Source organism: Streptomyces rugosispiralis (assembly GCF_024505145.1).
GTDB lineage: Bacteria > Actinomycetota > Actinomycetes > Streptomycetales > Streptomycetaceae > Streptomyces > Streptomyces rugosispiralis.
The window spans coordinates 1-24,381 of sequence record NZ_JANIAA010000009.1 but is presented as its reverse complement, the minus strand read 5'-3'; the positions used below and the strand labels follow the sequence as shown (position 1 = coordinate 24,381).

Below are 24,381 nucleotides of genomic sequence, written 5' to 3'. Positions count from 1 at the left end.
ATGTGCCGCCACAACGCGGCTAGATGGACCGGCCGTCGCCCGCCAGCGCCTCGATGCCCTTGACGATCTTGTCCATGTCGCCGAGCGGCGGCGCCTTGTCGCTCTCGTCGAACCCGAAGCGCACCACGACCATCGTGTCCGGCATGGTGGGCGAGGGGAACGCCACCGACTGGACGATGCCGTCGTCGCCCTTCTTCGTCACCACCTTCCAGCGGACCAGATAGCCCTTCTCGCCCGCGACCTCGACCGTCGAGGCCTTCAGCTGCTTGTGGGAGGTGATCCCGCCGTACGCCTTGCGGTCGGTGTCCTTGTCCGTGCCGTAGGACTCCTCGGCGTTCTGCGCGATGTCCTCCTTGGCTATGCCCTTGGCGGAGGTGGCCCGGTAGCCCTCGGCGGTCCGGGAGAAGGCGCCGCCGCGCACGCAGTCGGTGGACGGGTCGCCCGGACAGGGGTAGCGGGAGGTGGTGACGCCCGCGCCGCCGGAGCTGCTGCGCCCCGCCTGCCAGCCGGAGAGCACCGGCAGGCTGATGCCGTTGGCCTGGTCCGGGGCGGTGTCCGGGTCGTAGCTCGGCGGTGCGCTGGGGCTCTCGGTGGGCCCCTCCGAGGGGTTGTCCGGGGTCGGGAGGTCCGGGGCCGGATCGCCGCCGTCGTCCGGTGCGGAGGTGCTGGGGGCGGGCCCGGTCTGGGCGTTCCCACCGCCGTCGCCGCCGTCGCCAAGCAGCACGATGCCACCGGCGATCGCGGCGACGACGACGCCGACCGCGACGGAGAGCGCCGCGATCCTCGGGCCCCGGCCCCGGCTGTGCCCGTGGCCCCCCTGCCGCCCCGGCAGGTAGGGGGGCGGCGGCGGGCCGAAGGCCGGGTCCGCGGCGCCCGAGGCATCACGCGTGTACTCGGTCCAGGCCGAGCCGTCCCACCACCGTTCCATGGCGGGGCCGTTACCTGCGTAACCGGGATCGGGGTACCAGCCGGGAGGCGTGTTCATGGTCACACGGTCAGCCTATGGCCAGGGGTGGGGTCCGTACACCGCGGATGGCAGGACTACGCACCCGGACTACAACGGCGTGACATATGCCCCGGCGATCCCGCCGTCCACGAGGAACTCGGCGGCGTTGACGAAGGACGCGTCATCGCTGGCCAGGAAGGCCACGGCGGAGGCGATCTCCTCCGGCTCGGCGAACCGGCCCACCGGTACGTGCACCAGCCGGCGCTGGGCCCGCTCCGGGTCCTTGGCGAACAGCTCCTTCAGCAGCGGGGTGTTGACCGGCCCCGGGCACAGCGCGTTGACCCGGATGCCCTCGCGGGCGAACTGCACGCCCAGTTCACGGGACATGGCCAGCACCCCGCCCTTGGAGGCGGTGTAGCTGATCTGGGAGGTGGCGGCGCCCATCACGGCCACGAACGAGGCGGTGTTGATGATGGAGCCCCGGCCCTGCCGCCGCATGTACGGCAGCGCGGCCTTGCAGCACAGATAGACGGAGGTGAGGTTGACCTCCTGGACCCGCTTCCAGGCGTCGAGCCCGGTGGTGAGGATCGAGTCGTCGTCGGGCGGGGAGATCCCGGCGTTGTTGAAGGCGATGTCCACCGAACCGTAGGTGTCGAAGGCGGTCTTGAAGAGCGCCTCGACCTGCTCGGCGTCGGTCACGTCCACCCGCACGAACAGCCCGCCGACCTCGTCGGCGGCGGCCTTGCCCGCGCTCTCGTCGATATCGGCGCAGACGACCTGCGCGCCCTCGGAGGCCAGGCGGCGGGCGGTGGCCAGGCCGATGCCGCTGCCCGCTCCGGTGATGACGGCGGTACGGCCCACCAGACGGCGGCACACGGGGGTCTCGGTCACGTCACTGCTCCTCGGTGCTGATGAAGACGTTCTTGGTCTCGGTGAAGGCGGCGAGGGCGTCGGGGCCCAGCTCCCGGCCCAGGCCGGACTGCTTGTAGCCGCCGAAGGGGGTGGCGTACCGCACGCTGCTGTGCGAGTTGACGGACAGGTTCCCGGCGGCGACGGCGCGCGAGACCCGGACCGCGCGGCCCACGTCACGGGTCCAGATCGAGCCGGACAGGCCGTAGTCGGTGGCGTTGGCCAGCCGTACGGCGTCGGCCTCGTCCTCGAAGGGGAGGACGACGGCGACCGGGCCGAAGATCTCCTCCACGGCGGCGCGGTCCCCGGGTCCGGTGGCCTCCAGCACGGTGGCCGGATACCAGAACCCCTTGCCCGTCGGGGCCTCGCCGCGGATCGCGGCGGGCGCGTCCTCGGGTACGTAGGACCGTACGCGCTCCCGCTGGGCGGCCGAGATCAGCGGGCCCATGGCGGTGGCGGGGTCGGCCGGGTCGCCGACCGCGAAGGAGGTCACCGCGGGCGCCAGCAGCTCCATGAACCGGTCGTAGACGCTCCGCTGGACCAGGATGCGGCTGCGGGCGCAGCAGTCCTGCCCGGTGTTGTCGAGGAAGGAGCCGGGGGCGGCGGCCGCGGCACGCTCGAGGTCGGCGTCGGCGAAGACGATGTTCGGGCTCTTGCCGCCGAGTTCGAGGGTCACCCGCTTCACGCCCGCGGCGCATTTGGCCATGATCTCCTTGCCGACCGCCGTGGAGCCGGTGAAGACGACCTTGGCGACACCGGGGTGCTCGACCAGCGCCGCGCCCGCGACCGGCCCGGCCCCGGGCAGCACCTGGAACAGCCCCTCGGGCAGGCCCGCCGCCAGGGCGAGTTCGGCCAGCCGGAGCGCGGTGAGCGGGGTGGTCTCGGCCGGTTTGAGGACCACGGCGTTCCCGGCGGCCAGGGCGGGCGCGGTGCCCCAGGCGGCGATCGGCATGGGGAAGTTCCACGGCGCGATGACCGCGACCACGCCGAGCGGCTCGTGGAAGGTGACGTTCAGACCGCCGGCCACCGGGATCTGGGCGCCGCTCAGCCGCTCCGCTCCCCCGGCCGCGTAGTCCAGCAGATCGCGCACATTGCCCGCCTCCCAGCGGGCGTTCCCGATCGGATGGCCCGCCTCGCGGACCTCGAGGGCGGCCAGCTCCTCGAGGTGGTCGTCCACGGCGGCGGCGAAGCGGCGCAGCAGCCGGGCGCGGTCGGCGGGGGCGAGCGCGGCCCAGCCGCGCCGCGCCTCGGTGGCGCGGGCCACGGCGGCGGCCACCCCGTCCGGGGTGGTGGCGGGGACGGTGGCGATGACCTCCTCGGTGGCCGGGTTGAGGATGTGGTGTTCGTGGGGGTGTTCGGTGCTCACTCGCTGGTTCCTCACATGCGCTCGAAGGACCGGAAGCGCTCCCAGTCCGTGACGGCGGTGTCGTAGGCGTCCTGCTCGACGCGTGCCATGTTGAGGTAGTGCTCGACCACCTCGTCGCCGAAGGCGGCCCGCGCTATCGGGCTGTTCCGCCACAGCTCGGCGGCGTCGCGCAGCGAGGTCGGGACGTGCTCGGCGTCGCCGGTGTAGGCGTTGCCGGTACAGACCTCGGGGAGCTCCAGCTCCTGCTCCACGCCGTGCAGCCCGGCGGCCACCATCCCGGCCACGGCCAGGTACGGGTTGACGTCGCCGCCGGGGAGCCGGTTCTCCAGCCGGTGGGAGGGGCCGTGGCCGATGACGCGCAGCGCGCAGGTGCGGTTGTCCGGGCCCCAGGCGACGGCGGTGGGCGCGAAGGAGCCGGGGCGGAACCGCTTGTAGGAGTTGATGTTCGGGGCGTAGAGCAGGGTGAAGTCGCGCATCGCCGCGATCTGTCCGGCGAGGAAGTGGCGCATGGTCTTCGACATGCCGTACTCGCCGTCGTCGGCGGCGAGCACGGCATGCCCGGCCTCGTCGCGCAGCGAGAGGTGGATATGGCAGGAGTTGCCCTCGCGCTCGTCGTACTTGGCCATGAAGGTGAGCGCCATGCCCTCCTGGGCGGCGATCTCCTTGGCGCCGGTCTTGTAGACCGCGTGCTGGTCGCAGGTGGTCAGGGCGTCGGCGTAGCGGAAGGCGATCTCGTGCTGGCCGAGGTTGCACTCCCCCTTGGCCGACTCGACGGTCATCCCGGCGGCGCCCATCTCGTTGCGGATGCGGCGCAGCAGGGGCTCGACCCGGCCGGTGCCGAGGACGGAGTAGTCGACGTTGTACTGGTTGACGGGGGTCAGCCCGCGGTAGCCGGTGTTCCACGCCTGCTCGTAGCTGTCCCTGAAGACCATGAACTCCAGCTCGGTGCCGGTGTACGCGGTCCAGCCGCGCTCGGCGAGCCGGTCGAGCTGACGGCGCAGGATCTGGCGCGGGGAGGCGACCACCGGGCTGCCGTCGTGCCAGGCGAGATCGGCGGTGAGGAGGGCGGTGCCGGGGTTCCAGGGGGTGCGGCGCAGGGTGGCGGTGTCGCCGTGCATGGCGAAGTCGCCGTAGCCGCGCTCCCAGGAGGACATGGCGTAGCCGTCGACGGTGTTCATCTCGGTGTCGACGGCGAGGAGGTAGTTGCAGCCCTCGGTGCCGTGTGCCAGGACGTCGTCGAGGAAGAAGCGGGCGGCGAACCGCTTGCCCTGGAGCCTTCCCTGCATATCGGTGAAGGCCAGGACGACGGTGTCGATCTCCCCGGCGGCGACCAGTCTGGTCAGCTCGTCGACCGAGAGCGGGGGCGTGCGGTCTGCCACGGTGGGGCCTCCTGCGTCGGAGAATTCGGGGGAACGGAGGGTGCGGGGAGGGGTCGGGGGGCGCGGGGTGGCCTTAAGGTAATACCGCAGACCATTGGTTGGGAAGTAGGTGCGGACGGTTCGATGAGCGAGAGCGGGAGTGGGCGCGGGAGCGCGGCGGAGGACCGGCTGGCGCCGGTGCTGCGCCCGGTGCGCGCGGGGAACGGCTTCGAGGAGGCGCTGGAGCAGATACTCCAGGTGCTGCGGCTGGGGCTGGTCCCGGACGGCGGCCGGCTCCCGGCCGAGCGGGAGCTGGCCGGCCGGCTGCGGATCAGCCGGGTGACCCTGCGCGAGGTGCTGAAGGTGCTCCAGGACCAGGGGCTGGTGGAGAGCCGCCGCGGCCGCTACGGCGGCACCTTCGTCCGGGCCAGGCCCGAGCCCGCGGAGGGCGGCGAGGACGAGTTGCGGCGCCGGGTCGAGGCGGTGGACGTCGAGGACACCCTGCGGTTCCGCGAGGTCCTGGAGGTGGGCGCGGCGGGGCTGTGCGCCGCGCACGGGCTGGGGGCGGGGCAGGCGCGGCGGCTGCGGGCGGCCCTGGACGCGACGCGGGACGCCCCGTTGGCGGACTACCGCCGTCTGGACACGATGCTCCACCTCACGCTCGCGGAGCTGGCGGGCTCACCGTCGCTGGCCGCCCAGTACGCGGCCGTCCGCGCGACCGTCAACGACCTGCTGGACTGCATCCCGCTGCTGGTCAAGAATCTCGAGCACTCCCAGGCCCAGCACGGGGCACTGGTCGAGGCGGTGCTGGACGGGGACGCGGACGGGGCGCGCGAGGTGATGCGGGAGCACTGCGAGGGCACGGCGGCGCTGCTGCGCGGCTTCCTGGTCTGAGCGGCCGGCCCCAGGGAGGCCCTGGGGGGTTGGGGGGTCCTCGGGGGGCTCGGGGGTCCTCGGGGTCCTCGGGGTCCTCGGGGTCCTCGGGGTCCTCGGGGTCCTCGGGGTCCTCGGGGTCCTCGGGGTCCTCGGGGGTCCTTAACCACGGTTTTACGCAGAGGTCTTGCGCATCGCCGATGGGAAGGCAAAGGTATGGCCCCACACCTTTGCCATCGCCCCCTCGTGTGGAGCAGGAGTGTCCCCCATGGCCGACGGTACCGAATCCGCCCGCACCGAATCCGCTCGTGGCTCCGCCGGTGGCGCCCCGCCGGGCGGCGGCCCGGCGACATCCCCCGAGGACGCGTATCTGGAGCGCCGCACCCTGCGGCGCGGCAGCGCGGGCCCCCTACTGCTGACCGGCCTCGGCGTCGCCTATGTCGTCTCCGGCGACTTCTCGGGCTGGAACTTCGGCTTGGCGGAGGGCGGCTTCGGCGGTCTCGCCATCGCCGCCCTGCTGATGGGCCTGATGTACGCCTGCATGGTGTTCGCCCTGGCGGAACTGGCCGCGATCCTCCCCACCGCGGGCGGCGGCTACGGCTTCGCGCGGCGCGCCCTCGGCCCCTGGGGCGGCTTCCTCACCGGCACGGCGATCCTCATCGAGTACGTCCTGGCGCCCGCCGCCATCTCCATCTTCATCGGCGACTACGTCGAGTCGCTGGGGCTCTTCGGCCTGGAGTCCGGCTGGCCGGTCTATCTGGCGTGTTTCGTCATCTTCATCGGCATCCATCTGTGGGGCGTGGGCGAGGCCCTGCGGTTCAGCCTGGTCGTGACCGCCATCGCCGTCGCCGCGCTGCTGGTCTTCGCCGTGGGCGCCCTCACCGACTTCGACGCGGGCTCGCTCAACGACATCCCGGCGGACCACTCCTCCTTCGGCGCGAGCTCCTGGCTGCCGTTCGGGCTGCTCGGCATCTGGTCCGCGTTCCCCTTCGGCATGTGGTTCTTCCTGGGCGTGGAGGGGGTGCCGCTGGCGGCCGAGGAGACCCGGGACCCGGCCCGTACGCTGCCGAAGGCCATGGCCTGGTCCATGGGCATCCTGCTGCTCCTCGCCCTGCTCACCTTCCTCGCGGCGACGGGGGCGCGCGGCCCGAGCGCCGTCCAGGACGCGGGCAACCCGCTGGTCGAGGCGCTGCAGCCGGACGGCAAGGCCACCGCGCTGTCCCGCATCGTCAACTACGCGGGGCTCGCCGGGCTCGTGGCCTCCTTCTTCTCCCTGATCTTCGCCGGTTCGCGCCAGCTGTTCGCGCTCTCCCGGGCCGGTTATCTGCCCCGCTTCCTCTCGCTGACCAGCAGCCGCAAGGCCCCCTTCCTGGGCCTGCTGGTCCCGGGCGCCATCGGCTTCACGCTCGCGGCGTGGACCGGCGACGGCGCCCGGATGCTCAACACCGCGGTCTTCGGCGCCACCATCTCGTACGCGCTGATGTCGCTCTCGCACATCGTCCTGCGCCGCCGCGAACCGGACCTGGAGCGTCCCTACCGCACCCCGGGCTCCACGGTGACGTCGTCCGTCGCCTTCGTCCTGGCCCTCTCGGCACTGGTGGCCACCTTCCTGGTGGACAAGGACGCGGCCTTCATCGCGCTCGGTGTCTACGCGGTGGCGCTGGCCTACTTCGCCTTCTACAGCCGCCACCGCCTGGTCGCGGCCGCGCCGGAGGAGGAGTTCGCGGCGCTGGCGGAGGCCGAGGCGGAACTGTCCCGCGACTGAGACCATTCCCACGGCGGAGAACCGTCCCACGGCGGAGAACCGTCCCACGGCGGAGAACCGACCCGCGGCCGGGAACCGTCCCGCGGCGGAGAACGGTCCCCGGCCGGGAACCGTCCCGCGACCGAGCAGATCCACGAAGATCGGAGTCCCCGGTGTCCAAGCCCCTGATCGGCGTCAGCACCTATCTCGAACCCTCGGCGAGCTGGGGCGTGTGGAACCTCCCCGCCGCGCTGCTGCCCGCGGGCTACCACCTGCTCGTCCAGCGCGCGGGCGGCCTGGCGGCGATGCTGCCACCGGACGAGGACCCGGCCGCCGCCGCGTACGTCGTCTCCCGCCTCGACGGGCTCGTCATCTCCGGCGGCCCGGATGTGGAACCGGTGCGGTACGGGGCCGAGGCGGAGCCGCGCACCGGGCCGCCCGCGCGGGAGCGGGACGCCTGGGAGCTGGCCCTGATCGAGGCGGCCCTGGCGTCGGGCACTCCCCTGCTGGGCATCTGCCGCGGCCACCAGCTCCTGAACGTCTTCCTCGGCGGCACCCTCGTCCAGCACTTGGACGGCCATACGGGCCCGCCCGGCGTCTTCGACCACCATGAGGTGAAGCCGGTCCCGGGCACGCTCCTCGCCGGGATCCTCCCGGAGCCGATGTCCGTCCCCACCTTCCACCACCAGTCCGTGGCCCAGCTGGGCAAGGGGCTGACCCCGTCGGCCCACGCCACGGACGACGGAACGGTGGAGGCGGTGGAGCTGCCGGACGCGGAGGCGTTCGTGCTGGGCGTCCAGTGGCATCCGGAGGCGGGCGACGATGTCCGGGTCATGCGCGCCCTGGTGGAGGCGGCGTCCGGCTGAGGCGGGCCGTACCGGGACGGGACCGGCCCGCGGCGAGGCCGGCTCAGCCGAGCTTGAGCAGCAGTTCGGTGAGTTCGGCGGGCATGGTGATCATGCAGTCGTGGCCGGTCTCCAGCTCCCACACCTGTGCCGGGGTGCCGTTGGGCTGGATCGCGGGAACGGGCCGCCGGGTGATGCCCTCCGGCACGTCGGCGACGCAGTGGATGTGGGTCCGCGGGATCGCGTTCACGGCCGGGTTGTCCAGCCGGACCGGCTGCTGGAGGCAGCGCACCGGCTGATCCGACAGCATCGACCGCAGCCACTCCACATCCGCCGGTTCGGTGACCCCGAACAGACTCGAGGACGGCTCCACTCCGGCCAGCGGCGGAATCCGCCAGCCGCTCTCGGACGCCACGGCCTGGTCGATCATGGCCTGGGCGAAGGGCATGACATCGGCCGCGCTCTCGCCGTCCTCCGGGACCATGGCGTCGAGATAGACCAGATGCCCGGTCCGCTCCGGGACCCGGTTGGCCGCGGACGAGATGACCAGCCCGGCGTAGCTGTGCCCGACGAGCACCACGTCGGTGAGGTCCTCCTCGGTGATCAGCCCGACGATGTCGTCGACATGCGTGTCCAGTCCCACCTCCGGGCCCGCCAGATGCGCCGTGTCGCCGTAGCCGGTCAGCGTCGGCGCCAGCACCCGATGGCCGGCCGCCGTCAGCAGCGGGACCACCCGCTCCCAGCACTGCCCACTGTGCCAAGCGCCATGCACCAGCAGATATGTCGACATAGCCCTACTCCATCCCCACGCCAAATAAACGGGACACTGTCCCGATTGAAGATATGGGACAGTGTCCCGCTTAGCAAGCGGGGACCGGCGCGGCGGTCAGGAGTTGATCTCGTACGGGTCGCCGTAGACCTTCCACTTCAGCGGGGGCGCCAGGTCGAAGTTCTTCTCGTTGAGGAACTTCCGCTGCTCGGTGTCGACGCGACTGGTGTCGCTGTGCGCCTCCTCGCTCTTCATGGCCTCCTTACGGGCGTCGAGGAAGGCGTTGAGGTAGGTGGTCTCATTGCCGCCCTGCGCCGGGGACTTGGCCTTGGACAGGGCGGTCTTACGGATGCCGCCGAAGCTGTACTTGCTGTCGCCTGGGCCGTGCATCACGATCGCGTCGTAGTAGATGAACTGGCCGAGCGCGCCCACGCCGTCGCCCTTGCCCTGCTTGACGGCCGGGTTGAAGTAGACGCGGTCGCGCTCGTGCTCCTGGGCGTCCTGGAACGCCTTGTCGGCGGCGGCCTTCTTCCAGTCCTTGGTGAAGTTCGGGTCCAGACCGTCGTGGGAGTCGCCGCCGTTCACCTCGCGCAGCGCGGGGAGGTACTTGGCCAGGACGTTGCCGGGCTTCTGCTGGGTGTAGTACTCGACGAGTTCCAGCATGTCGCCGGTGCCGGAGCAGAATCCGATGATGCCCGCGGTGTAGCCGCGGCCGTCGCCTATGTCCTCGATGTACTTGAACTGGGCGCGCCAGTCGAGCGAGGAGTTCTCGGCGCTGGAGACCAGCTTCATGGCGATCTCCTTCTTCGCCGGGTCGTCCAGGTTGCTCGCCGCCGCGACCTTGAGCGCCGAGTGGGTGTGGCGCGCGTCCGACGAGGACGGCAGGTGGTCGGACGCCTGCCCGACTCCGACGCCGGTGAAGACGAGCGCGGCCGGTACCGTGACGGCCACGGCCGCGAGGCCGATCCTCCGCTGCATGGGGGACATGGGGACTCCGTTCCTTGTCGACTGTGGGGGAAGTGCGCGCGGCCGCCCCAGGGCGCGCCGGGGCAGCCCCGGGCCCTTGAGGCGATCCGTTAGGAACCTTTCCTAACCATTCAAGCGAGCGCGCCGTGTCCACCACAAGGGTTTGGACGCCATTCAGCGCCATTCGACAAAGAAGCAACCCGTGTCGTACCGCCTCGGGAGGCGGCGCCAACCCCCGTGTTACGACTGGGGGATGGGCATCGCGGGGTCCGCGCCGCCGGTCGCCCCGGGACGCTTTCCGGCCGTCCCCGAAGCCCCGGCGCCGGACGGTCCGGCGGGAAGGGCCGGCTCGGCCACACCCTCGGCCGCGGCCGGTACCTCCGTCACCGGCCGTGCCGCGATCGCCCGCCACCACGACTCCAGCGGCAGCCCGCGCTCCGGCTCGAACGGCTGGCCAGGACGCGGAACGGCCACATTCGCCCCGGCCTCCTTGGCCGCCGTCACCGTGCCCTCGGCGGGCTCCTCCCACGGGTGCGGGGCGAGGTTGAAGGTGCCCCAGTGGATCGGCAGCATGACCCCCCGCGTCGGGTCCCCGCCCTGGAGATCGAGATGGGCCCGCATGCCCTCCTCGGGGGTCATATGGATGTCCGGCCAGTGTTCGGAGTAGGCACCGATCTGGATCATGGTCGCGTCGAACGGCCCGTACGCCGCGCCGATCTCCGCGAAACCGGGGAAGTAGCCGGTGTCGCCGCTGTGGTAGATCCGGCGCCCGGAACCGGACACCACCCAGGAGGCCCACAGGGTGTGCTGGGTGTTGCGCAGCCCGCGACCGCAGAAGTGGCGGGCCGGGGTGGCGGTGAGGGTGAGCCCGGCGACCTCGGTGGACTCGTGCCAGTCCAGCTCGGTCATCCGCTCGGCCGGGACGCCCCAGCGCTCCAGATGGGCCCCCACCCCGAGCGGGACGACGAACATCGCGTGGCTCCGCACCAGCGCCCGGATCGTGGGCATGTCCAGATGGTCGTAGTGGTCATGGGAGATGACCACCACGTCCACCGGCCCCAGCTCCCGCAGCGGCACCGGCACCGGGTGCAACCGCTTGGGCCCCACCATCGAGAAGGGCGAACAGCGCTGCCCCCATACGGGGTCGAACAGCACCCGCCGCCCGTCGATCTCCGCCAGCACGCTGGAGTGCCCCATCCAGGTCAGCCGCAGCCCGGAGCCGGGCGGGGTGGCCAGATCGGCGACGGTGGTGGGATGCACCGGCACGGTCCCGGCCGGGGCCCGGCGGACGCGCTCCTCCTTGCGGAAATAGGTGGCCGCGAACTTCAGCATCGAGCCGGACGGGGCGGTACGGGCCCCCACCGGGTTGACGAACACACCGTTCGCGAAGTTCGGCGACCGCCGGATGCGCTCCATCCGCTCCCCGCTCGGATCCGCCCCGAAGGCGGCGGGGCGCAGGGCTGCGGTGAGCCGGGAACGTGTCGGATGGGAGCCGGTCACGGGGCCTCCAGGGTGAGAGGGCGGGAGCACTCCAACGCGCGGTGAGGTTGGGCTGCAATGACACAACTCTTACGAGGGGTGACCTTGTTCCGGAACGGCGGGCCCGGCCGTCGAGACGGTGCGCTCCGCCGCCAGGTCGGCACCCTCGGCCGCGGAGAAGGACAGCACCAGATGCTCCTCCACCGGGCGGTAGCCGAGACGCTGGTAGAGGGCGTTGCTGGTGGGGTTGCCGAGATCGGTGAAGAGCAGGACCTCCGTCACCCCGGCGGCCCGCGCGGCCCCGCTCACGGCGGCCGTGGCGGCGCCCGCGTAGCCGCGTCCGCGCAGCTCGGGCGGGGTGTAGACCAGGGCGACCCGGGCCATGCCGGCGATCGTACGGCTGATCCCGGCGCAGGCCACCGGCCGGCCGTCGAGCTCCCAGACCGTGATCCCGTCATGGCCGAGCTTGTCGTCCACCTGCGCCGTGACATCGCCCCTCAGCGCGTCGGTCTCGCGGGCGAACCCCTCGTACCAGGTGATCAGCAGGTCCCGGTCGGCGGTGGTGGCGGTCCGGGGCCGCCCCGGCGGGGCGGGGTCGGGCGGGGTGAGGGCATCGAGACGATAGAGCAGGTGGGTCTGGTCGACGCTGCTCGCCGCACCGGTGAGGCCCGTCCAGGCGGTGGCGAAGGCCTCGGCGGTCTCGCGCCCCGCGTTCACTCCGGTGATCTTCAGCTCGCCGTCCCGGGCGAGGGTGCGGGCGAGGGCCCGCGCCGCCTCGCCGGAGAGGGCGGAGAGCAGCGGGGGGTACGGCGGGGTGCACAGGAACGCGCCCTCCGCCCGGCCCTGCCCCTCCCCGGTCCACCAGCCGTAGACCGGCGGCTCGTCGCCGTATCTGCCGCTGCCCGCCACCGTCAGGGAGGAGACCACCGTGAGCAAGGTGGTGTTCCGGGCCGGGTGGGCGCGCAGAAAGCCACCCGCCGCGGCCCGGAACTCCTCGAGGTCGTACGTCACCGTCCACGCCATGTGCTCCAGGCTGGCGCGTGGCGGCGGAGCGGCGCACCTCAATTTCCTCGCTTCCGACCGGACGGCCGCTCGGCGCCGGTCAGCGGCAGCCGGTCAGCGGCAGCCGGTCAGCAGCGGCCGGTCAGCAGCTCAGGTTGGAGCCGGGGGTGGTGCCGAGTATCTGGACGAACCGCTGGTAGGAGTCTATTCGGCTCTGCACCTGACCGGGGTTGCCGCCGTTGCACTCCAGGCTGCCGTTGATCGCGCGGATGGTCTCGCCGAAGCCGCGCTGGTTGACCATGGCGTCGTGCGGGGTCATCGAGCCGGCCCCGCGCTGGGTGTTCCAGAACCACAGGGCGGTCTTCCAGGACACCGCGGCGTCCCGCTCCACCAGCCAGGGGTTGCCGAGCAGATCGATGCCGAGCGCGTCGCCCGCGGCCTTGTAGTTGAAGTTCCAGCTGAGCTGGATCGGTCCGCGGCCGTAGTACGCCGCCTGGCCCGCGGGGCAGCCGTAGGGCTGGTTCCAGTCGCAGTAGTGCGGGTAGTTGGCGGTGTTCTGCTCCACGATGTGGACCAGACCGCCGGTCTCGTGGTTGACGTTCGCCAGGAAGGCGGCCGCCTCCTGCTTCTTGACGGTGTCGCTGCCGGTGTTGGCGAAGCCGGGGTAGGCGCTCAGGGCGGCGGTCAGGCCCTGGTAGGTGTAGAACGAGTTCCGGTTCGGGAACATCTGGTTGAACTGCGCCTCGCTCACCACGAAGCCGCTCGGGTTCTGGCCCTCGCCGCCGCAGTTGTAGGGCTCCCAGTACCAGGTGCTGATCACCGGGTCATAGCCCGGGTTGTCGTGCTCCGCGCGGTAGTACTTGCCGTCGGTGTACCGGACGATGTCACCGGTGACGTACCACTTGCCGGCCGCCCAGTTCGGGTAGTTGCAGGCCGCCTGGGCGGTCGTCCCCGCCGCCGAGGCCGAGGCCATGGGCATGACAAGCACACTCGCACACACCGCCGCGGTCGCCGCGAGCGGCACCAGAACACGTCGTCTCCACATGGGGCCGATCTCCTTCGCGTGGGGGGCCCTGGAACTTCGAGGAACACTCAAGCGGTTTGGTCTATACCAGTCAAGGTATAGACCAAACCTTTGTGCCAGGATGAGCAAAAGAGTCGCCTCTGAAGCAATTCCGGGCGCACGAAGGCGATCCGACCCGGGATCCATCCGCACCGAGGCGCCGGTCCGCCATGGCGGACCGGCGCCTCGGTGATCTCAACGGAACTGGTCTATTTCTACGATCGATCGTACCGCGCGGCGCTACGGCCCCGCCGGTCGCTTCGTGGTCGGTCGGTCACACCGTTTCCCCCTCGATCCCCATGGTCACGATGAGCGTCACAGAACCGGACGTCACACAGGACGTCACAGGAACAGAAAGTCCGCCTCCCCGGCCTTCGCGCTCTGGATGAAGCGTTTCATCTCCAGATGCGTGTAGATCAGGGCCGGTCCGTCCGGATCGGTCGACTGGCGCAGCGCCACCCGCCCGTCCGTCAGTCTCATCGCCTCGACGCAGCTTCCCCCATTGCCACCGCTCCACGGCTTGTGCCAGCCCTCGCTGCCGAGGTCCCTTGCCGGCATGCCGCTGTAGACGCGGCTCCCGCATATGCGATCCATCGTTCAGATCTCCTTGCGAATGCGACTCAGAATCGCCTGAGTCGTCTGTGCAGGCGCGGCCTGCGCGCACATCCGGTCCAAGGCCTCCAGGAACGCCGATACATCATCACGCTGGTCGAAGTAGGAGCCGCTGACGAGCGTCTCCGTATACGCGATATCGGGCAGCTCCGGGATCGGGAACCGGAAGATATGGAAGGGGCCGTACATCGCCGGGTGCGGACCGGCGTCGAACGGCATGACCTGCAGCCGGATATGAGCGGCCTCGGCCTCCTCGATGAGCCGCGTGATCTGGGCCCGCATGGTCTCGGCGCCGCCGATGGGGCGACGCACCACCGTCTCGTCCATGACCACCCACAGCATCGGCGGGTTGTCCCGGGCGAGCAACGCCTGGCGCTCCATGCGGAGGGCCACGTTGCGCTCGATCTCCGACTCGGGCGCATGCGACATGCCCGCACGGAGCACCGCGCGGGCGTAGTCCTCGGTCTGCAGCAGCCCCGGGACGTAGTGCGGCTCGTAGGCACGGATCAGATTGGCCTCCACCTCCAGACTTACGAAGGTGTTGAACCACTCCGGCAGGACATCGCGGAACCGGTGCCACCAGCCGGCCTTGTTGGCCTCGCGCGCGAGGGAGAGGAACCCCTCGACCTCCTCGGGGTCGGTGACGCCGTACGTCCGCAGCAGCTTCTCGACGTACGGGAGCTTCAGGCCGACCTCGGCCTTCTCCATCCGCCGGATCGTGGCATGGGTGACGTCCAGGGCACGCCCGGCCTGTTCGAATGACAGCCCGGCCTTCTCCCGAAGGTCCTGGAGCCGTTTGCCGAGCACGACTCGCAGGACGGTCGGGGCTCCGCCCGCCCGCGCATCCGCCACTACCGTCCCCCTCCAAGTACCTTCACGACACAGCAGTTTGGCATGGGCTCAGCATTCCGAACAGCCTGCGCTTGCGATTCTGTAATTTACAGATTGAACCTTGCCATACGCGAGCGTGACAGAGCATAGTGTCGGCGTGGCTCCTTCCTATGAGGCTCTCCGGTTAGGGCGCGGCGGCACCGTGGTCGCTCCGCCCCGCCACGACGTGTTTCGTCTGCCGGCGCTGAGCACGTCCGTCGCCGAGGCGAGAAGGCATGTCGTCCGGCGGCTGGGCTCATGGGGCATCGACCAGGACACCCGGGACAGCGCGGAGTTGATCGTCTCCGAACTCTTCACCAACGCGGTGCGCCACACCTCCAGCGAGGACGTCCGCTGTTCACTCCAGCTCATAGGCACCCGGCTGCGGCTCGAGGTGGCCGACCAGGGCTGTGCACGCACGGTGCCGGAGGCCCGGTCGGTGACCGCGGACCAGGAGGGCGGCCGCGGGCTGATGCTGGTGGAGGCCATGTCGGAGGCCTGGGGGGTCAGGCCGAATCAGGGCGGCGCGGGCCGCGCCGTCTGGGCCTACCTGGCGATATAGCGGCCCGCGGCGACGACACGGCGTACGCGGGCGGTGCCGAGGGAATAGGGGCAGCGACAGCGCACCGGGCGGTCAGCCCCGGGGCGCCAACGGGGGTCTGCCCCTATTCCTCCGGGACCGCTTCGGGTCACGGATCGTTCGTCACGGTCGTTCGGCACGGATCTTCGGCACGGATCGTTCAGGGCCGCAGCGGCAGCAGATCGGGCCGCTTGGGCTCCACATGGTCACCCGACGACTCACCGCGCAGCCGTCGGCCGATCCAGGGCACCAGATATTCGCGCGCCCAGTGGATGTTGTCCCGGCGCACCTCGGCCGCGGTGCGCTGCCCCTCCGGGGGCCAGGGCTGATCGGGGTCGGCCGGAACGTCGAGGCCGAGCACCTGACCGGCCCTCAGCGCGACCCGGGTGTGCCCGTCCGGCGACAGATGCAGCCGGTCGGCGTCCCAGGCCCGGCGGTCCTGCACCGAGCGCAGCGACCACAGGTCGAGCACCGGGCAGCCGTGCCGGTCGGCGATCGCCCGCACATGCGCCGTATACGTGGCGATCTTGCCCCGCAGATGGCGCAGCACCGGCACCCCTCTGGTGTCGAAGCCGGTGCACAGCAGCACCGTGCCCACCCGCGCCCGAAGGTCGGCCACGGCCGTCTCATAGCGCTCGGCCACATCGTCGGGGTCGCTGCCGGGGCGCAGGATGTCATTGCCACCCGCACAGAAGGTGACCAGATCGGGGCCGAGTTCGATGGCGCGGGCCACCTGCTCGGCCACGATCTGGTCAAGGAGTCGACCGCGTACGGCCAGATTGGCGTAGCGGAAATCGTCGTGGGGTCGTTGGTCGGACAGCAGGACGGCGAGCCGGTCGGCCCAGCCGACGAACACCCCGTCAGGACCGGGGTCGCCGACGCCCTCGGTGAAGCTGTCGCCGACGGCCGCGTACGACCCGATGGAACCGTTGCTGAATCTCTCCTTATCGTCTGCCACGTCGGGACATCATTCACCCGATGGCGTGACTTACGCCACCGTAACCAGGGCTTGACGTGGGGTGATCTATCCCACCCGGTCAGTTTCGGCGAAGGTGGAATACGGCGGCGTCGAGGTCGCCGCGCAGCCCGGTGCGCAAGCCCCGGTGGGCGAGCACCGCTCCCCGGTGCACCTCCCCGCTCTCCAGGTCCCGGTACGTGGCCGCCGGGTCGAGCCCGCGCAGCCGCAGCGGAGGCTGTGCCCGGCCGTAGTGCTGCGCCTGGAGCCAGGCCAGCACCACGGTCTCCGCGCCCCGGACGTACTGCACCGCGCTGAGCCCGTCGCCCTCCGGCGGCCGCAGCCGGTACAGCTCACCGTGCTGGACGACCGGGCGCACCCGCTTGTAGAGCGCCACCCAGTCGCGGGCCTCGGCGAGTTCGGCCTCGCTCCAGCGGGTCAGATCGCCCCCGACGCCCAGCACCCCGGCCATCGCGCTGATGAAGCGGAAGCGCAGCGAGCTGACCCGGGCGTTGCCCATGGCGTTGGGGCTGTCGGTGACCCAGGCGGCCATCACCCGGGCCGGGTGGAGCTGGCCGAAGCCGTGCTGGATGGCCAGCCGGTCCAGCGGATCGGTGTTGTCCGAGGTCCACACCTGGTCGGTCAGGCCCAGGACGCCGAGGTCGATCCGGCCGCCGCCGCCCGAGCAGGACTCGAAGGCGACCCCGGGGTGGGCGGCGCGCAGCCGCTCCAGCAGTTCGTACAGCCCGCGTACGTGGTCGATCCACAGCCGCCGCGGATAGGGGTCGCCGGGCCAGCCGGGGTCCGCGAAGGAGCGGTTGAAGTCCCATTTCACATAGTCGATGGGTGCGCCGCCGAGCAGGGTGTCCAGCCGCTCCCACAGGTACGCGCGCACCTCGGGGCGGGCGAGGTTGAGCACGAGCTGATTGCGGAACTCGGTGCGGGTACGGCCGGGGTGGTGCTGCGCCCAGTCGGGGTGGGCGCGGTAGAGGTCGCTGTCGGGGTTGACCATCTCCGGCTCGACCCAGACGCCGAACCGCATCCCCAGCGCGTGCACCTCGTCGGCCAGCGGCTTCAGCCCGTGCGGAAAGCGGTCCGGGTTGGGCGTCCAGTCGCCGAGCCCGGCCCGGTCGCTGGTGCGGGCCCCGAACCAGCCGTCGTCCACCACGAACAGCTCGACGCCCAGGCCGGCGGCCAGCCGCGCCAGCGAGCGCTGCTGCTCCTCGCTCACCTCGAACTCGGTGGCCTCCCAGGAGTTGTAGAGCACCGGCCGGGACCGGTCGGCGCCGGGGACCACATGCGCGAGCTGCCAGGCGTGCCAGGCGCGACTCGCGGCCCCGAAGCCGCCGTCGGTCCACAGCCCCGCGAAGACGGGCGTGCCGAAGGACTCGCCGGGCGCGAGGAGCAGCTGGCCCGCGTCGTCGTGGCCGACCCCGCCGACCGCCTGGAGGGCGCCGTCGCTCAACAGCTGGACCGCGATCCGCCACGCCCCGGACCAGGCGAGCGCGCAGCTGTGCACCTCGCCGCTCTCCTCGGTGGCGGCCCCGCCGTCCAGGGCGATCCAGGGCAGATGGTGATGGCTGGTGTGGCCACGGCGGCTGCCGATCACCTTCTCGCCGGGGGTGAGCTCGGTGCGGGCGAGCCGGCTCTCGGCGGCCCAGCGGCCGTGCAGATGGGACAGCCGCCAGCGGTCGCGCGCCGGGAGAGCCCAGGCGGCGGAGTCGGCGCGCAGCAGCTCCACCGGCTCCTGCCCCGCGGTGCCGGTGTGGGTGAGGGTGGTCCAGCGCTCGATGACATCGCCGTCGTCCCGCATCCGGTAGTGGAGGGTGATGTCGAGGTGGTGCAGCGGATCGTGGAAGCCCAGCCGCAGCTCCTCGCCGGTGCCGGGGTCGAGGACGGTGTCGCCGTCGAAGCGCCACTCGGTGCCGCGTACGCCTCCGGCGTGTGCGGACAGGGCGGGGCGAACGAAGCGCGGGCCGCCCTCCACCGGGTACTCCTCGCGCCCGTCCAGCGGTGATTCGAACGGCCAGTCCGGCGGCCCCGGCTCGGCGGCGAGCGCCTCGGCGTCCTCGACCGCGATCCTCGGTCCCCAGTGGAGATGGAGCAGCTCATCACGGTCGGTGAGATGCAGGGCATAGCTACTGTGCCGCCCCGAGAGCACCCAGAGCCGACCACTTCCACCGGTTTCGATCATCGCTCTCCCCAATTCTCCACAGGTATCAACATGATCGAGGAGGGCGGGCGGTGCGGCAATGCCCGCACTCACACGAGACCGGTTGCCCGCTGCACGCATGTCGTATGGTCAGCTTCAGCCGCCTCGTCGACGAGCCGCGTCGGCGGCCGATGGTGAAGGAGAGCCCGTGACGCAGCAGTCGCAGTCGCCGCAGGTCCCCCAGACCGATAGCCGGCTGGTGGGGGTACGCAATTTCCGTGATCTCGGTGGACTGCCGGCTGCCGACGGCCGCCGCGTACGGCCCGGAGTGCTGTTCCGCAGCGGCCATCTCGCCCATGCCACCGAGACGGACACGGCCTACCTCGACTCGCTCGGCCTGCACACCGTCTTCGACTTCCGCAACGCCGCCGACATCAAGCTGGAGGGCCCGGACGTCACGCTCCGCGGGGTCCGCAACGTCAATCTGCCGCTGTCCGACCCGGCCGACGGCGCCGGGTTCTGGACCATGGTCCGCGAGGGCGATCTGAAGACCCTGCGCGAGCTGCTCGACGAGGGCCGGGCCGAGAAGCGCATGATCGGCTCCTACCGCTCCATCATCACCACCCGGCTCGTCGAGCACGGCCGGATCCTCCGCGACATGGCCGAGGACAGCTCGCCGGTGCTGATGCACTGTTCGGCGGGCAAGGACCGGGCCGGGCTGTCCATCGCGGTGACCCTGCTGGCCCTCGGCGTCGACCAGCAGGTCATCGAGGCCGACTACCTCGAGTCGGCGGCCGCCCACCGGCGCTACAAGATCTGGCGCAAGGGCTCTCCGGGGGACCGCTCCGACCCCATGTCCCCCGAGGTCATGGCGCTGCTGCTGCCGCTGTTCGACGCACGCGCCGAGTATCTGGCGGCGGCCTTCACGACCATCGAGGAGACCTGGGGCGGCACCGAGCGCTATCTCGCCGAGGGGCTCGGCCTCGCCCCCGAGCAGCGCGACCGGCTCCGCGAGCGGCTGCTCACGGCCTGACGCCCGGTCCGGGCGGGCTCATGGCCCGCCCACCGGTTCACCACATGGTGCCGGCTACGGCCTCCGGCTCGGTGACCCAGCCCGCCGTCAGCACCAGACCGGTGGCGCGGTGCACGGCCAGGAAGCCGAACGGCCGCTCGTACCGCACGCTGATCAGCTTCGCCGTCCGCTGCGGCGGCGCCGAACCGGGCGCCGTGGCGAACGCGGTCACCGCCGCCGCGAGGAAGCCCTCGGCGCTGAACGAGGCGGTCATGGACTGCTCCGCCGAGGACAGCGCCAGCGCGGCGGGGCTGATCCCCGGAAAGTGGCCGCGCGCGGTGTCCTGCGCGGTACGCAGCCCGAACAGCTCGGCCCGGCGCAGCAGATCGTGCCGCGCCGTCACGGTGAACTGCGGGGTGGTGAGCATCGCCCGGGGTGTGGGGTCCCAGCTCGGGACCTCCATCACCCGGACCCCGGGCCCGGCCTCGCCCGGCGGCAGCGCCGAGCCGGGCCATCCCGCGTAATTCCCGGCCACCGCGCCGATCCCGGCCTCCAGCACCTCGCCGCCCGGGGCGTCCTCGGCGCCGAGGACCAGATGGACGTCGAGCCCGTTGCCGCCCGCGACCCCGGACAGGGTGAGCGGACCGGCCGGGGTGTCGGGGACGACCCGCAGCGCCCTGTCGAGGTCGTCGGTGGACCGGGTGAGCCCGGCCAGCCGGCGGTCCCGCCAGGGGCCGCTCGCCGGCCTCAGCAGGCCCGGCTGGAACGGCTGGAGCCAGGCCGTCTCCACCGTGAGCGCCCCGGCCAGCACCAGCCGGGTGTCGGGGGTGAGCGGCACCGGCATCTCGGCGATCGCGCCCCGGGTGCGCGCGGACGCCCAGCCGTCCAGCTCCTTGCGGTCACGCTCGGCGTCCCCGGTCAGCGTGGAGCGTACGCCCGGGGGCAGCGCGGCCGCCCACTCGGGCCGGATCGGCAGGTCCTGACGGGTCCACAGCCCGGTGGCCGCGTGGACGCCGTCCATGGCGTCCAGCGACCCGAGCAGCCGCCCGCCGAGCGCCGTCGCCCCGTCCGCGCCGACGCCCAGCGCGCCCGCCAGCTCCTGCCGGGCCGGGCCGTCGGCACCGCCCGCGAGCAGGGCGAGCAGCGGCCAGACCCCGGTGGCGGCGAAGGCCGTGCCCTCGTCCGCCACGGCCGCCCGCGCCCACCTCGCCGTCATCGTGTTCACGGCCCGTACGGCGGTCGCGTCGATCATGCGGGGTCCCCCATCGGTCAGCGGTTGGCCACCGCCTGTTTGACGAGCGTCCGGCCGAAGTCCCAGATCAGGCCGCCGCCGTCGTGTGCGTCATCCATGACCGCTGTGAACGCCTCGACGAAGCGGTCCACTTCCCGCTCGCCGATGATCAGCGGCGGGATCAGCTTAATGACCTCCAGATGGTCGCCGGACACCTGGGTGAGGATGCGATGGCGCCGCAGCAGCGGGACGACGACCATCTGCGCGAACAGCCCCTTGCGCGCCGCCTGGAGCATCGCCCACCGGCCGCGCAGCCCCAGTGAGCTGGGTCTGCCGAACTCGATGCCGATCATCAGCCCCCGGCCACGGACGTCGTGCAGCAGCTCGTAGCGGTCCACCAGCGCGGCGAGGCGGTCGCGCAGCAGCTCACCGGTGCGGCGGGCGTTGGCCACGACCTCCTCGTCCGCCATGACGGCGAGGACGGCGAGCCCGGCCGCCATGGCCTGGGCGTTGGAGCCGAAGCTGGCCGAGTGGACCAGCACCCGGTCCATCGACGAATAGACCTTTTTGAAGATCCAGTCCTTGCCGAGGGTCGCGCCGACCGGCACATAGCCCCCGGAGAGTGCCTTGGCCACGCACACCAGATCCGGTTCGACGCCCTCCTCGTGCTGGTAGGCGAAGAAGTCCCCGGTGCGGCCGAGGCCGGTCTGCACCTCGTCCGCGATGAGCAGGGCCTTGTGGCGGTGGAGCAGCTCCTGCGCGGCGCGCAGGAAGCCGGGCGGGGCCTCGTGCACCCCCTTGCCCTGGATGGGCTCCACCACGAACCCCGCCACGTCCCCGCGCGCCAGCTCCCGCTCCAGCGCGTCGAGGTCACCCATCTCGACCTGGGTGTCGGGCAGCAGCGGGGCGAACCCCGTCCGGAAGCCGTCCTCGCCGTTGACCGACAGCGCGCCGGTGGTCAACCCGTGGAAGGCGTGGGCGCAGTACAGGACGCGCGGCTTGCGGGTGGCGTAGCGGGCGAACTTCAGGGCCGTCTCGACGGCCTCGGTGCCGCTGTTGCCGAAGAAGACCCGGTCCAGGTGCGGGGCGTGGGTCAGCAGCCGCTCGGCCAGCAGACCGGGCAGCGGCTGGCAGTCGAAGCGGGTCAGATCGGCCAGGTCGGCGTCCAGGACGTCGTGCAGCGCCTTGCGGACCACGGGGTGGTGGCGGCCCAGGCCCATCACCCCGAAGCCGGCGAGCATATCGAGGTAGTCCTGGCCCTCGTCGTCCCAGAAGTACGCGCCCTCGGCCCGTTCGTAGACCTTGTCGAACCCGATGGTGCGCAGCATCCGGGGCAGCTGGTGGTTGAGGTGCCGGGTGTGCAGGTCGTACCGCTCCGACGCGCGCTCGGCCAGCAGCTTCCCGAGGTCGAAGCCCGAACGCCGCTGCTGCTGCTCGGCTGCTGTCATGCCTGGCTCTCCTTGGCGGCGGTACGGGCCTCGGCCGTCGTACCGGCCTGGGCGGGGGTACGGGCCCCGGCGGCGGTAGGCGCCTGTTCCGGGTGGACCGCCCCGATCCGGGTCAGGGCCGCCCCGATCCGGCCCGCGATCTCGGCGGGGGTGAGCCCGATGTCGGCGAGCACCTCACCGCGCTTGGCATGCGCCAGGAACGCCTCGGGGATGCCGAACGTCCGTACCGGCAGGTCGACTTCGGCGTCCCGCAGCGTCTGGGCCACCGCCGCGCCCACCCCACCGGTGCGCACGTTGTCCTCCACGACCGCCACCAGCCGGTGGCGCGCCGCGAGTCCGGGCAGCTCGGGGTCGACGGGCTTGACCCAGCGCGGATCCACCACCGTGCAGCCGATACCGCGCCCGGCCAGCAGCTCGGCGGCGCGCAGCGCGACGGGGGCCATGACCCCGGCCGCCACGAGGAGGACGTCCTCGCCCCGGCGCAGGACGTCCATCCCGCCCACCCGGTCGAGCGCCGGAATCGGCTCCCCCACCGACTCCTTGGGGAAGCGGATGACGGTCGGCGCGTCGTCCACGTCGACCGCCTCGCGCAACTGGGCACGGAGCTGGTCCGCGTCGCGCGGGGCGGCGATCCGCAGCCCCGGCACCACCTGGAGGACGGACATGTCCCACATGCCGTTGTGGCTCGGCCCGTCGGTGCCGGTGACACCGGCCCGGTCCAGGACGAAGGTCACCCCGCACTTGTGCAGGGCGACATCCATGAGCAACTGGTCGAAGGCGCGGTTGAGGAAGGTGGCGTAGACGGCGAGGACCGGGTGGAGTCCGCCGGTGGCGAGCCCGGCCGCCGAGACCGCCGCGTGCTGCTCGGCGATGCCCACGTCCCACACCCGCTCGGGATACGCCTCGGCGAAGCCGGCGAGGCCCACGGGGTGCAGCATCGCGGCGGTGAGGGCGACCACATCGGGCCGCTCGGCGCCGATCCGCACCATCTCCTCGCCGAACACCGAGGTCCACGAGCGGCCGCCGGAGGGAGTCAGCGGCGCGCAGGTGAGCGGGTCCATCGCGGCCACTGTGTGGAAATGGTCCGCCTCGTCCTCCAGCGCGGGCGGGTAGCCGCGCCCCTTCTCGGTGAGGCAGTGGACGAGGACCGGGCCGTGGAACCGCTTGGCGCGGCGCAGCGCCGACTCGACCGCCTCGGTGTCATGGCCGTCGATGGGGCCCACGTACTTCAGCCCCAGGTCCTCGAACATGCCCTGCGGCGCGAAGGCGTCCTTGAACCCCTTCTTGGCGCCGTGCAGCGATCCGTACAGCGGCTGGCCGACCACGGGGGTGCGCTGCAGCACGTCCTTCCCCCAGGCCAGGAAGCGCTCGTAGCCGTCGGTGGTGCGCAGGGTGGCGAGGTGGTTGGCGAGCCCGCCGATGGTCGGCGAGTAGGAGCGCTCGTTGTCGTTGACGACGATGACCAGCGGCCGGTCCCGGGCGGCGGCGATGTTGTTGAGCGCCTCCCAGGCCATCCCGCCGGTCAGCGCCCCGTCCCCGATGACGGCCACCACATGGTCGGTGCTCCCGTGCACCTCATTGGCCTTGGCGAGGCCGTCGGCCCAGCCCAGCACGGTGGAGGCATGACTGTTCTCGATGATGTCGTGCTCGGACTCGGCCCGTGACGGATAGCCGGACAGCCCGCCCTTGTGGCGGAGCTTGGAGAAGTCCTGGCGGCCGGTGAGCAGTTTGTGGACGTAGGACTGGTGGCCGGTGTCCCACAGGATGCGGTCGGCGGGCGAGTCGAAGACGCGGTGCAGGGCTATGGACAGCTCGACCACGCCGAGGTTCGGTCCCAGATGGCCCCCGGTCCTGGCCACCGCGTCGATCAGGAACTCCCTGATCTCCTGGGCGAGCGCGGCCAGTTCCTCACCGGTCAGCGCCTTGAGGTCGTGCGGGCCCCGGATGTTCTCCAGCAACGGCACGGTCGGTTCCCCTCCTCGGTGTATCAGCTCACGGTGACGTCCGGGGTACCCGACGGGCCCCCCTCGTCCACCATGCGCCGCGCGATGTTCATGGCCTCGTCGATCAGGGTCTCCACGATCTTCGACTCCGGCACGGTCTTGATGACCTCGCCCTTGACGAAGATCTGCCCCTTGCCATTGCCTGACGCCACCCCCAGATCCGCTTCCCGCGCCTCACCAGGACCGTTCACCACACAC

The 24,381-nt window shown here is 71.7% G+C and carries 22 protein-coding genes; 5 read left to right on the top strand and 17 right to left on the bottom strand.

Annotated features, from left to right (window positions below):
* Nucleotides 1–19: 19 nt before the first annotated feature.
* From NP777_RS16640 to NP777_RS16625, 4 genes are all read right to left on the bottom strand, one after another.
* Nucleotides 20–985 (bottom strand): DUF2510 domain-containing protein, encoded by a 966-nt coding sequence (locus tag NP777_RS16640; RefSeq protein WP_256650941.1) that lies wholly within the window; start codon nucleotides 983–985, stop codon nucleotides 20–22.
* 69 nt (nucleotides 986–1,054) lie between these two features.
* Entirely contained in the window at nucleotides 1,055–1,837 is a 783-nt protein-coding gene (locus NP777_RS16635) for a 3-oxoacyl-ACP reductase (protein ID WP_256650940.1), read from the bottom strand.
* Nucleotide 1,838: 1 nt separating this feature from the next.
* A complete protein-coding gene (locus NP777_RS16630; protein ID WP_256650939.1) occupies nucleotides 1,839–3,221 on the bottom strand; it encodes an aldehyde dehydrogenase family protein in 1,383 nt (460 codons plus the stop codon).
* Between the two features lie 11 nt (nucleotides 3,222–3,232).
* Nucleotides 3,233–4,600: a glutamine synthetase family protein gene (locus NP777_RS16625; RefSeq protein ID WP_256650938.1), complete on the bottom strand. Its 1,368-nt coding sequence runs from the start codon at nucleotides 4,598–4,600 to the stop codon at nucleotides 3,233–3,235.
* Between the two features lie 123 nt (nucleotides 4,601–4,723).
* On the opposite strand from NP777_RS16625, the gene NP777_RS16620 reads away from it, so the two are divergent.
* From NP777_RS16620 to NP777_RS16610, 3 genes are all read left to right on the top strand, one after another.
* Entirely contained in the window at nucleotides 4,724–5,473 is a 750-nt protein-coding gene (locus NP777_RS16620) for a FadR/GntR family transcriptional regulator (protein ID WP_256650937.1), read from the top strand.
* Nucleotides 5,474–5,720: 247 nt separating this feature from the next.
* The gene (gene eat / locus NP777_RS16615; protein WP_256650936.1) at nucleotides 5,721–7,217 is read left to right on the top strand and encodes an ethanolamine permease; all 1,497 of its coding nucleotides are present in this window, start codon (nucleotides 5,721–5,723) and stop codon (nucleotides 7,215–7,217) included.
* 152 nt (nucleotides 7,218–7,369) lie between these two features.
* A complete protein-coding gene (locus tag NP777_RS16610; protein ID WP_256650935.1) occupies nucleotides 7,370–8,062 on the top strand; it encodes a gamma-glutamyl-gamma-aminobutyrate hydrolase family protein in 693 nt (230 codons plus the stop codon).
* A gap of 43 nt (nucleotides 8,063–8,105) precedes the next feature.
* Here NP777_RS16610 and NP777_RS16605 read toward each other — a convergent pair whose 3' ends face one another.
* From NP777_RS16605 to NP777_RS16575, 7 genes are all read right to left on the bottom strand, one after another.
* Nucleotides 8,106–8,831 (bottom strand): alpha/beta fold hydrolase, encoded by a 726-nt coding sequence (locus NP777_RS16605; RefSeq protein ID WP_256650934.1) that lies wholly within the window; start codon nucleotides 8,829–8,831, stop codon nucleotides 8,106–8,108.
* A gap of 96 nt (nucleotides 8,832–8,927) precedes the next feature.
* Complete coding sequence (locus NP777_RS16600; protein WP_256650933.1) at nucleotides 8,928–9,797, bottom strand: chitosanase; 870 nt, start codon at nucleotides 9,795–9,797, stop codon at nucleotides 8,928–8,930.
* Nucleotides 9,798–10,016: 219 nt separating this feature from the next.
* On the bottom strand, nucleotides 10,017–11,276 hold the full coding sequence (locus NP777_RS16595; RefSeq protein WP_256650932.1) for an MBL fold metallo-hydrolase: 1,260 nt from the start codon (nucleotides 11,274–11,276) through the stop codon (nucleotides 10,017–10,019).
* Between the two features lie 69 nt (nucleotides 11,277–11,345).
* Nucleotides 11,346–12,278 carry a GNAT family N-acetyltransferase gene (locus tag NP777_RS16590; protein ID WP_256650931.1) on the bottom strand — a complete coding sequence of 311 codons (933 nt, stop codon included), beginning with the start codon at nucleotides 12,276–12,278 and terminating at the stop codon, nucleotides 11,346–11,348.
* A 121-nt stretch (nucleotides 12,279–12,399) separates the two neighbouring features.
* Complete coding sequence (locus NP777_RS16585; protein ID WP_256650930.1) at nucleotides 12,400–13,302, bottom strand: glycoside hydrolase family 19 protein; 903 nt, start codon at nucleotides 13,300–13,302, stop codon at nucleotides 12,400–12,402.
* A gap of 360 nt (nucleotides 13,303–13,662) precedes the next feature.
* A complete protein-coding gene (locus tag NP777_RS16580) occupies nucleotides 13,663–13,914 on the bottom strand; it encodes a DUF397 domain-containing protein (RefSeq protein WP_078956534.1) in 252 nt (83 codons plus the stop codon).
* A 3-nt stretch (nucleotides 13,915–13,917) separates the two neighbouring features.
* Entirely contained in the window at nucleotides 13,918–14,784 is an 867-nt protein-coding gene (locus tag NP777_RS16575; RefSeq protein ID WP_256650929.1) for a helix-turn-helix domain-containing protein, read from the bottom strand.
* 136 nt (nucleotides 14,785–14,920) lie between these two features.
* Between NP777_RS16575 and NP777_RS16570 the strand changes: the two genes are divergently transcribed.
* Nucleotides 14,921–15,364, top strand: a complete 444-nt coding sequence (locus NP777_RS16570) for an ATP-binding protein (RefSeq protein WP_256650927.1) — start codon at nucleotides 14,921–14,923, stop codon at nucleotides 15,362–15,364.
* 178 nt (nucleotides 15,365–15,542) lie between these two features.
* Here NP777_RS16570 and NP777_RS16565 read toward each other — a convergent pair whose 3' ends face one another.
* Nucleotides 15,543–16,340, bottom strand: a complete 798-nt coding sequence (locus tag NP777_RS16565; RefSeq protein WP_256650926.1) for an SGNH/GDSL hydrolase family protein — start codon at nucleotides 16,338–16,340, stop codon at nucleotides 15,543–15,545.
* Between the two features lie 79 nt (nucleotides 16,341–16,419).
* Nucleotides 16,420–18,531 carry an alpha-galactosidase gene (locus NP777_RS16560; RefSeq protein ID WP_256650925.1) on the bottom strand — a complete coding sequence of 704 codons (2,112 nt, stop codon included), beginning with the start codon at nucleotides 18,529–18,531 and terminating at the stop codon, nucleotides 16,420–16,422.
* Nucleotides 18,532–18,697: 166 nt separating this feature from the next.
* Here NP777_RS16560 and NP777_RS16555 point away from each other — a divergent pair, with 166 nt between their 5' ends.
* Complete coding sequence (locus NP777_RS16555) at nucleotides 18,698–19,522, top strand: tyrosine-protein phosphatase (protein WP_256650924.1); 825 nt, start codon at nucleotides 18,698–18,700, stop codon at nucleotides 19,520–19,522.
* 37 nt (nucleotides 19,523–19,559) lie between these two features.
* Here NP777_RS16555 and NP777_RS16550 read toward each other — a convergent pair whose 3' ends face one another.
* The 4 genes from NP777_RS16550 to NP777_RS16535 all read right to left on the bottom strand — a co-directional run.
* Nucleotides 19,560–20,753 (bottom strand): serpin family protein, encoded by a 1,194-nt coding sequence (locus tag NP777_RS16550; protein WP_256650923.1) that lies wholly within the window; start codon nucleotides 20,751–20,753, stop codon nucleotides 19,560–19,562.
* Nucleotides 20,754–20,770: 17 nt separating this feature from the next.
* On the bottom strand, nucleotides 20,771–22,180 hold the full coding sequence (locus NP777_RS16545) for an aspartate aminotransferase family protein (protein WP_256650922.1): 1,410 nt from the start codon (nucleotides 22,178–22,180) through the stop codon (nucleotides 20,771–20,773).
* Nucleotides 22,177–24,144: a 1-deoxy-D-xylulose-5-phosphate synthase gene (gene dxs / locus NP777_RS16540; RefSeq protein WP_256650921.1), complete on the bottom strand. Its 1,968-nt coding sequence runs from the start codon at nucleotides 24,142–24,144 to the stop codon at nucleotides 22,177–22,179. Before dxs ends, NP777_RS16545 begins: the two co-directional genes overlap by 4 nt.
* Before the next feature lie 23 nt (nucleotides 24,145–24,167).
* A partial coding sequence (locus NP777_RS16535; protein WP_256650920.1) for a flavodoxin-dependent (E)-4-hydroxy-3-methylbut-2-enyl-diphosphate synthase occupies nucleotides 24,168–24,381 on the bottom strand: 214 nt, incomplete at its 5' end.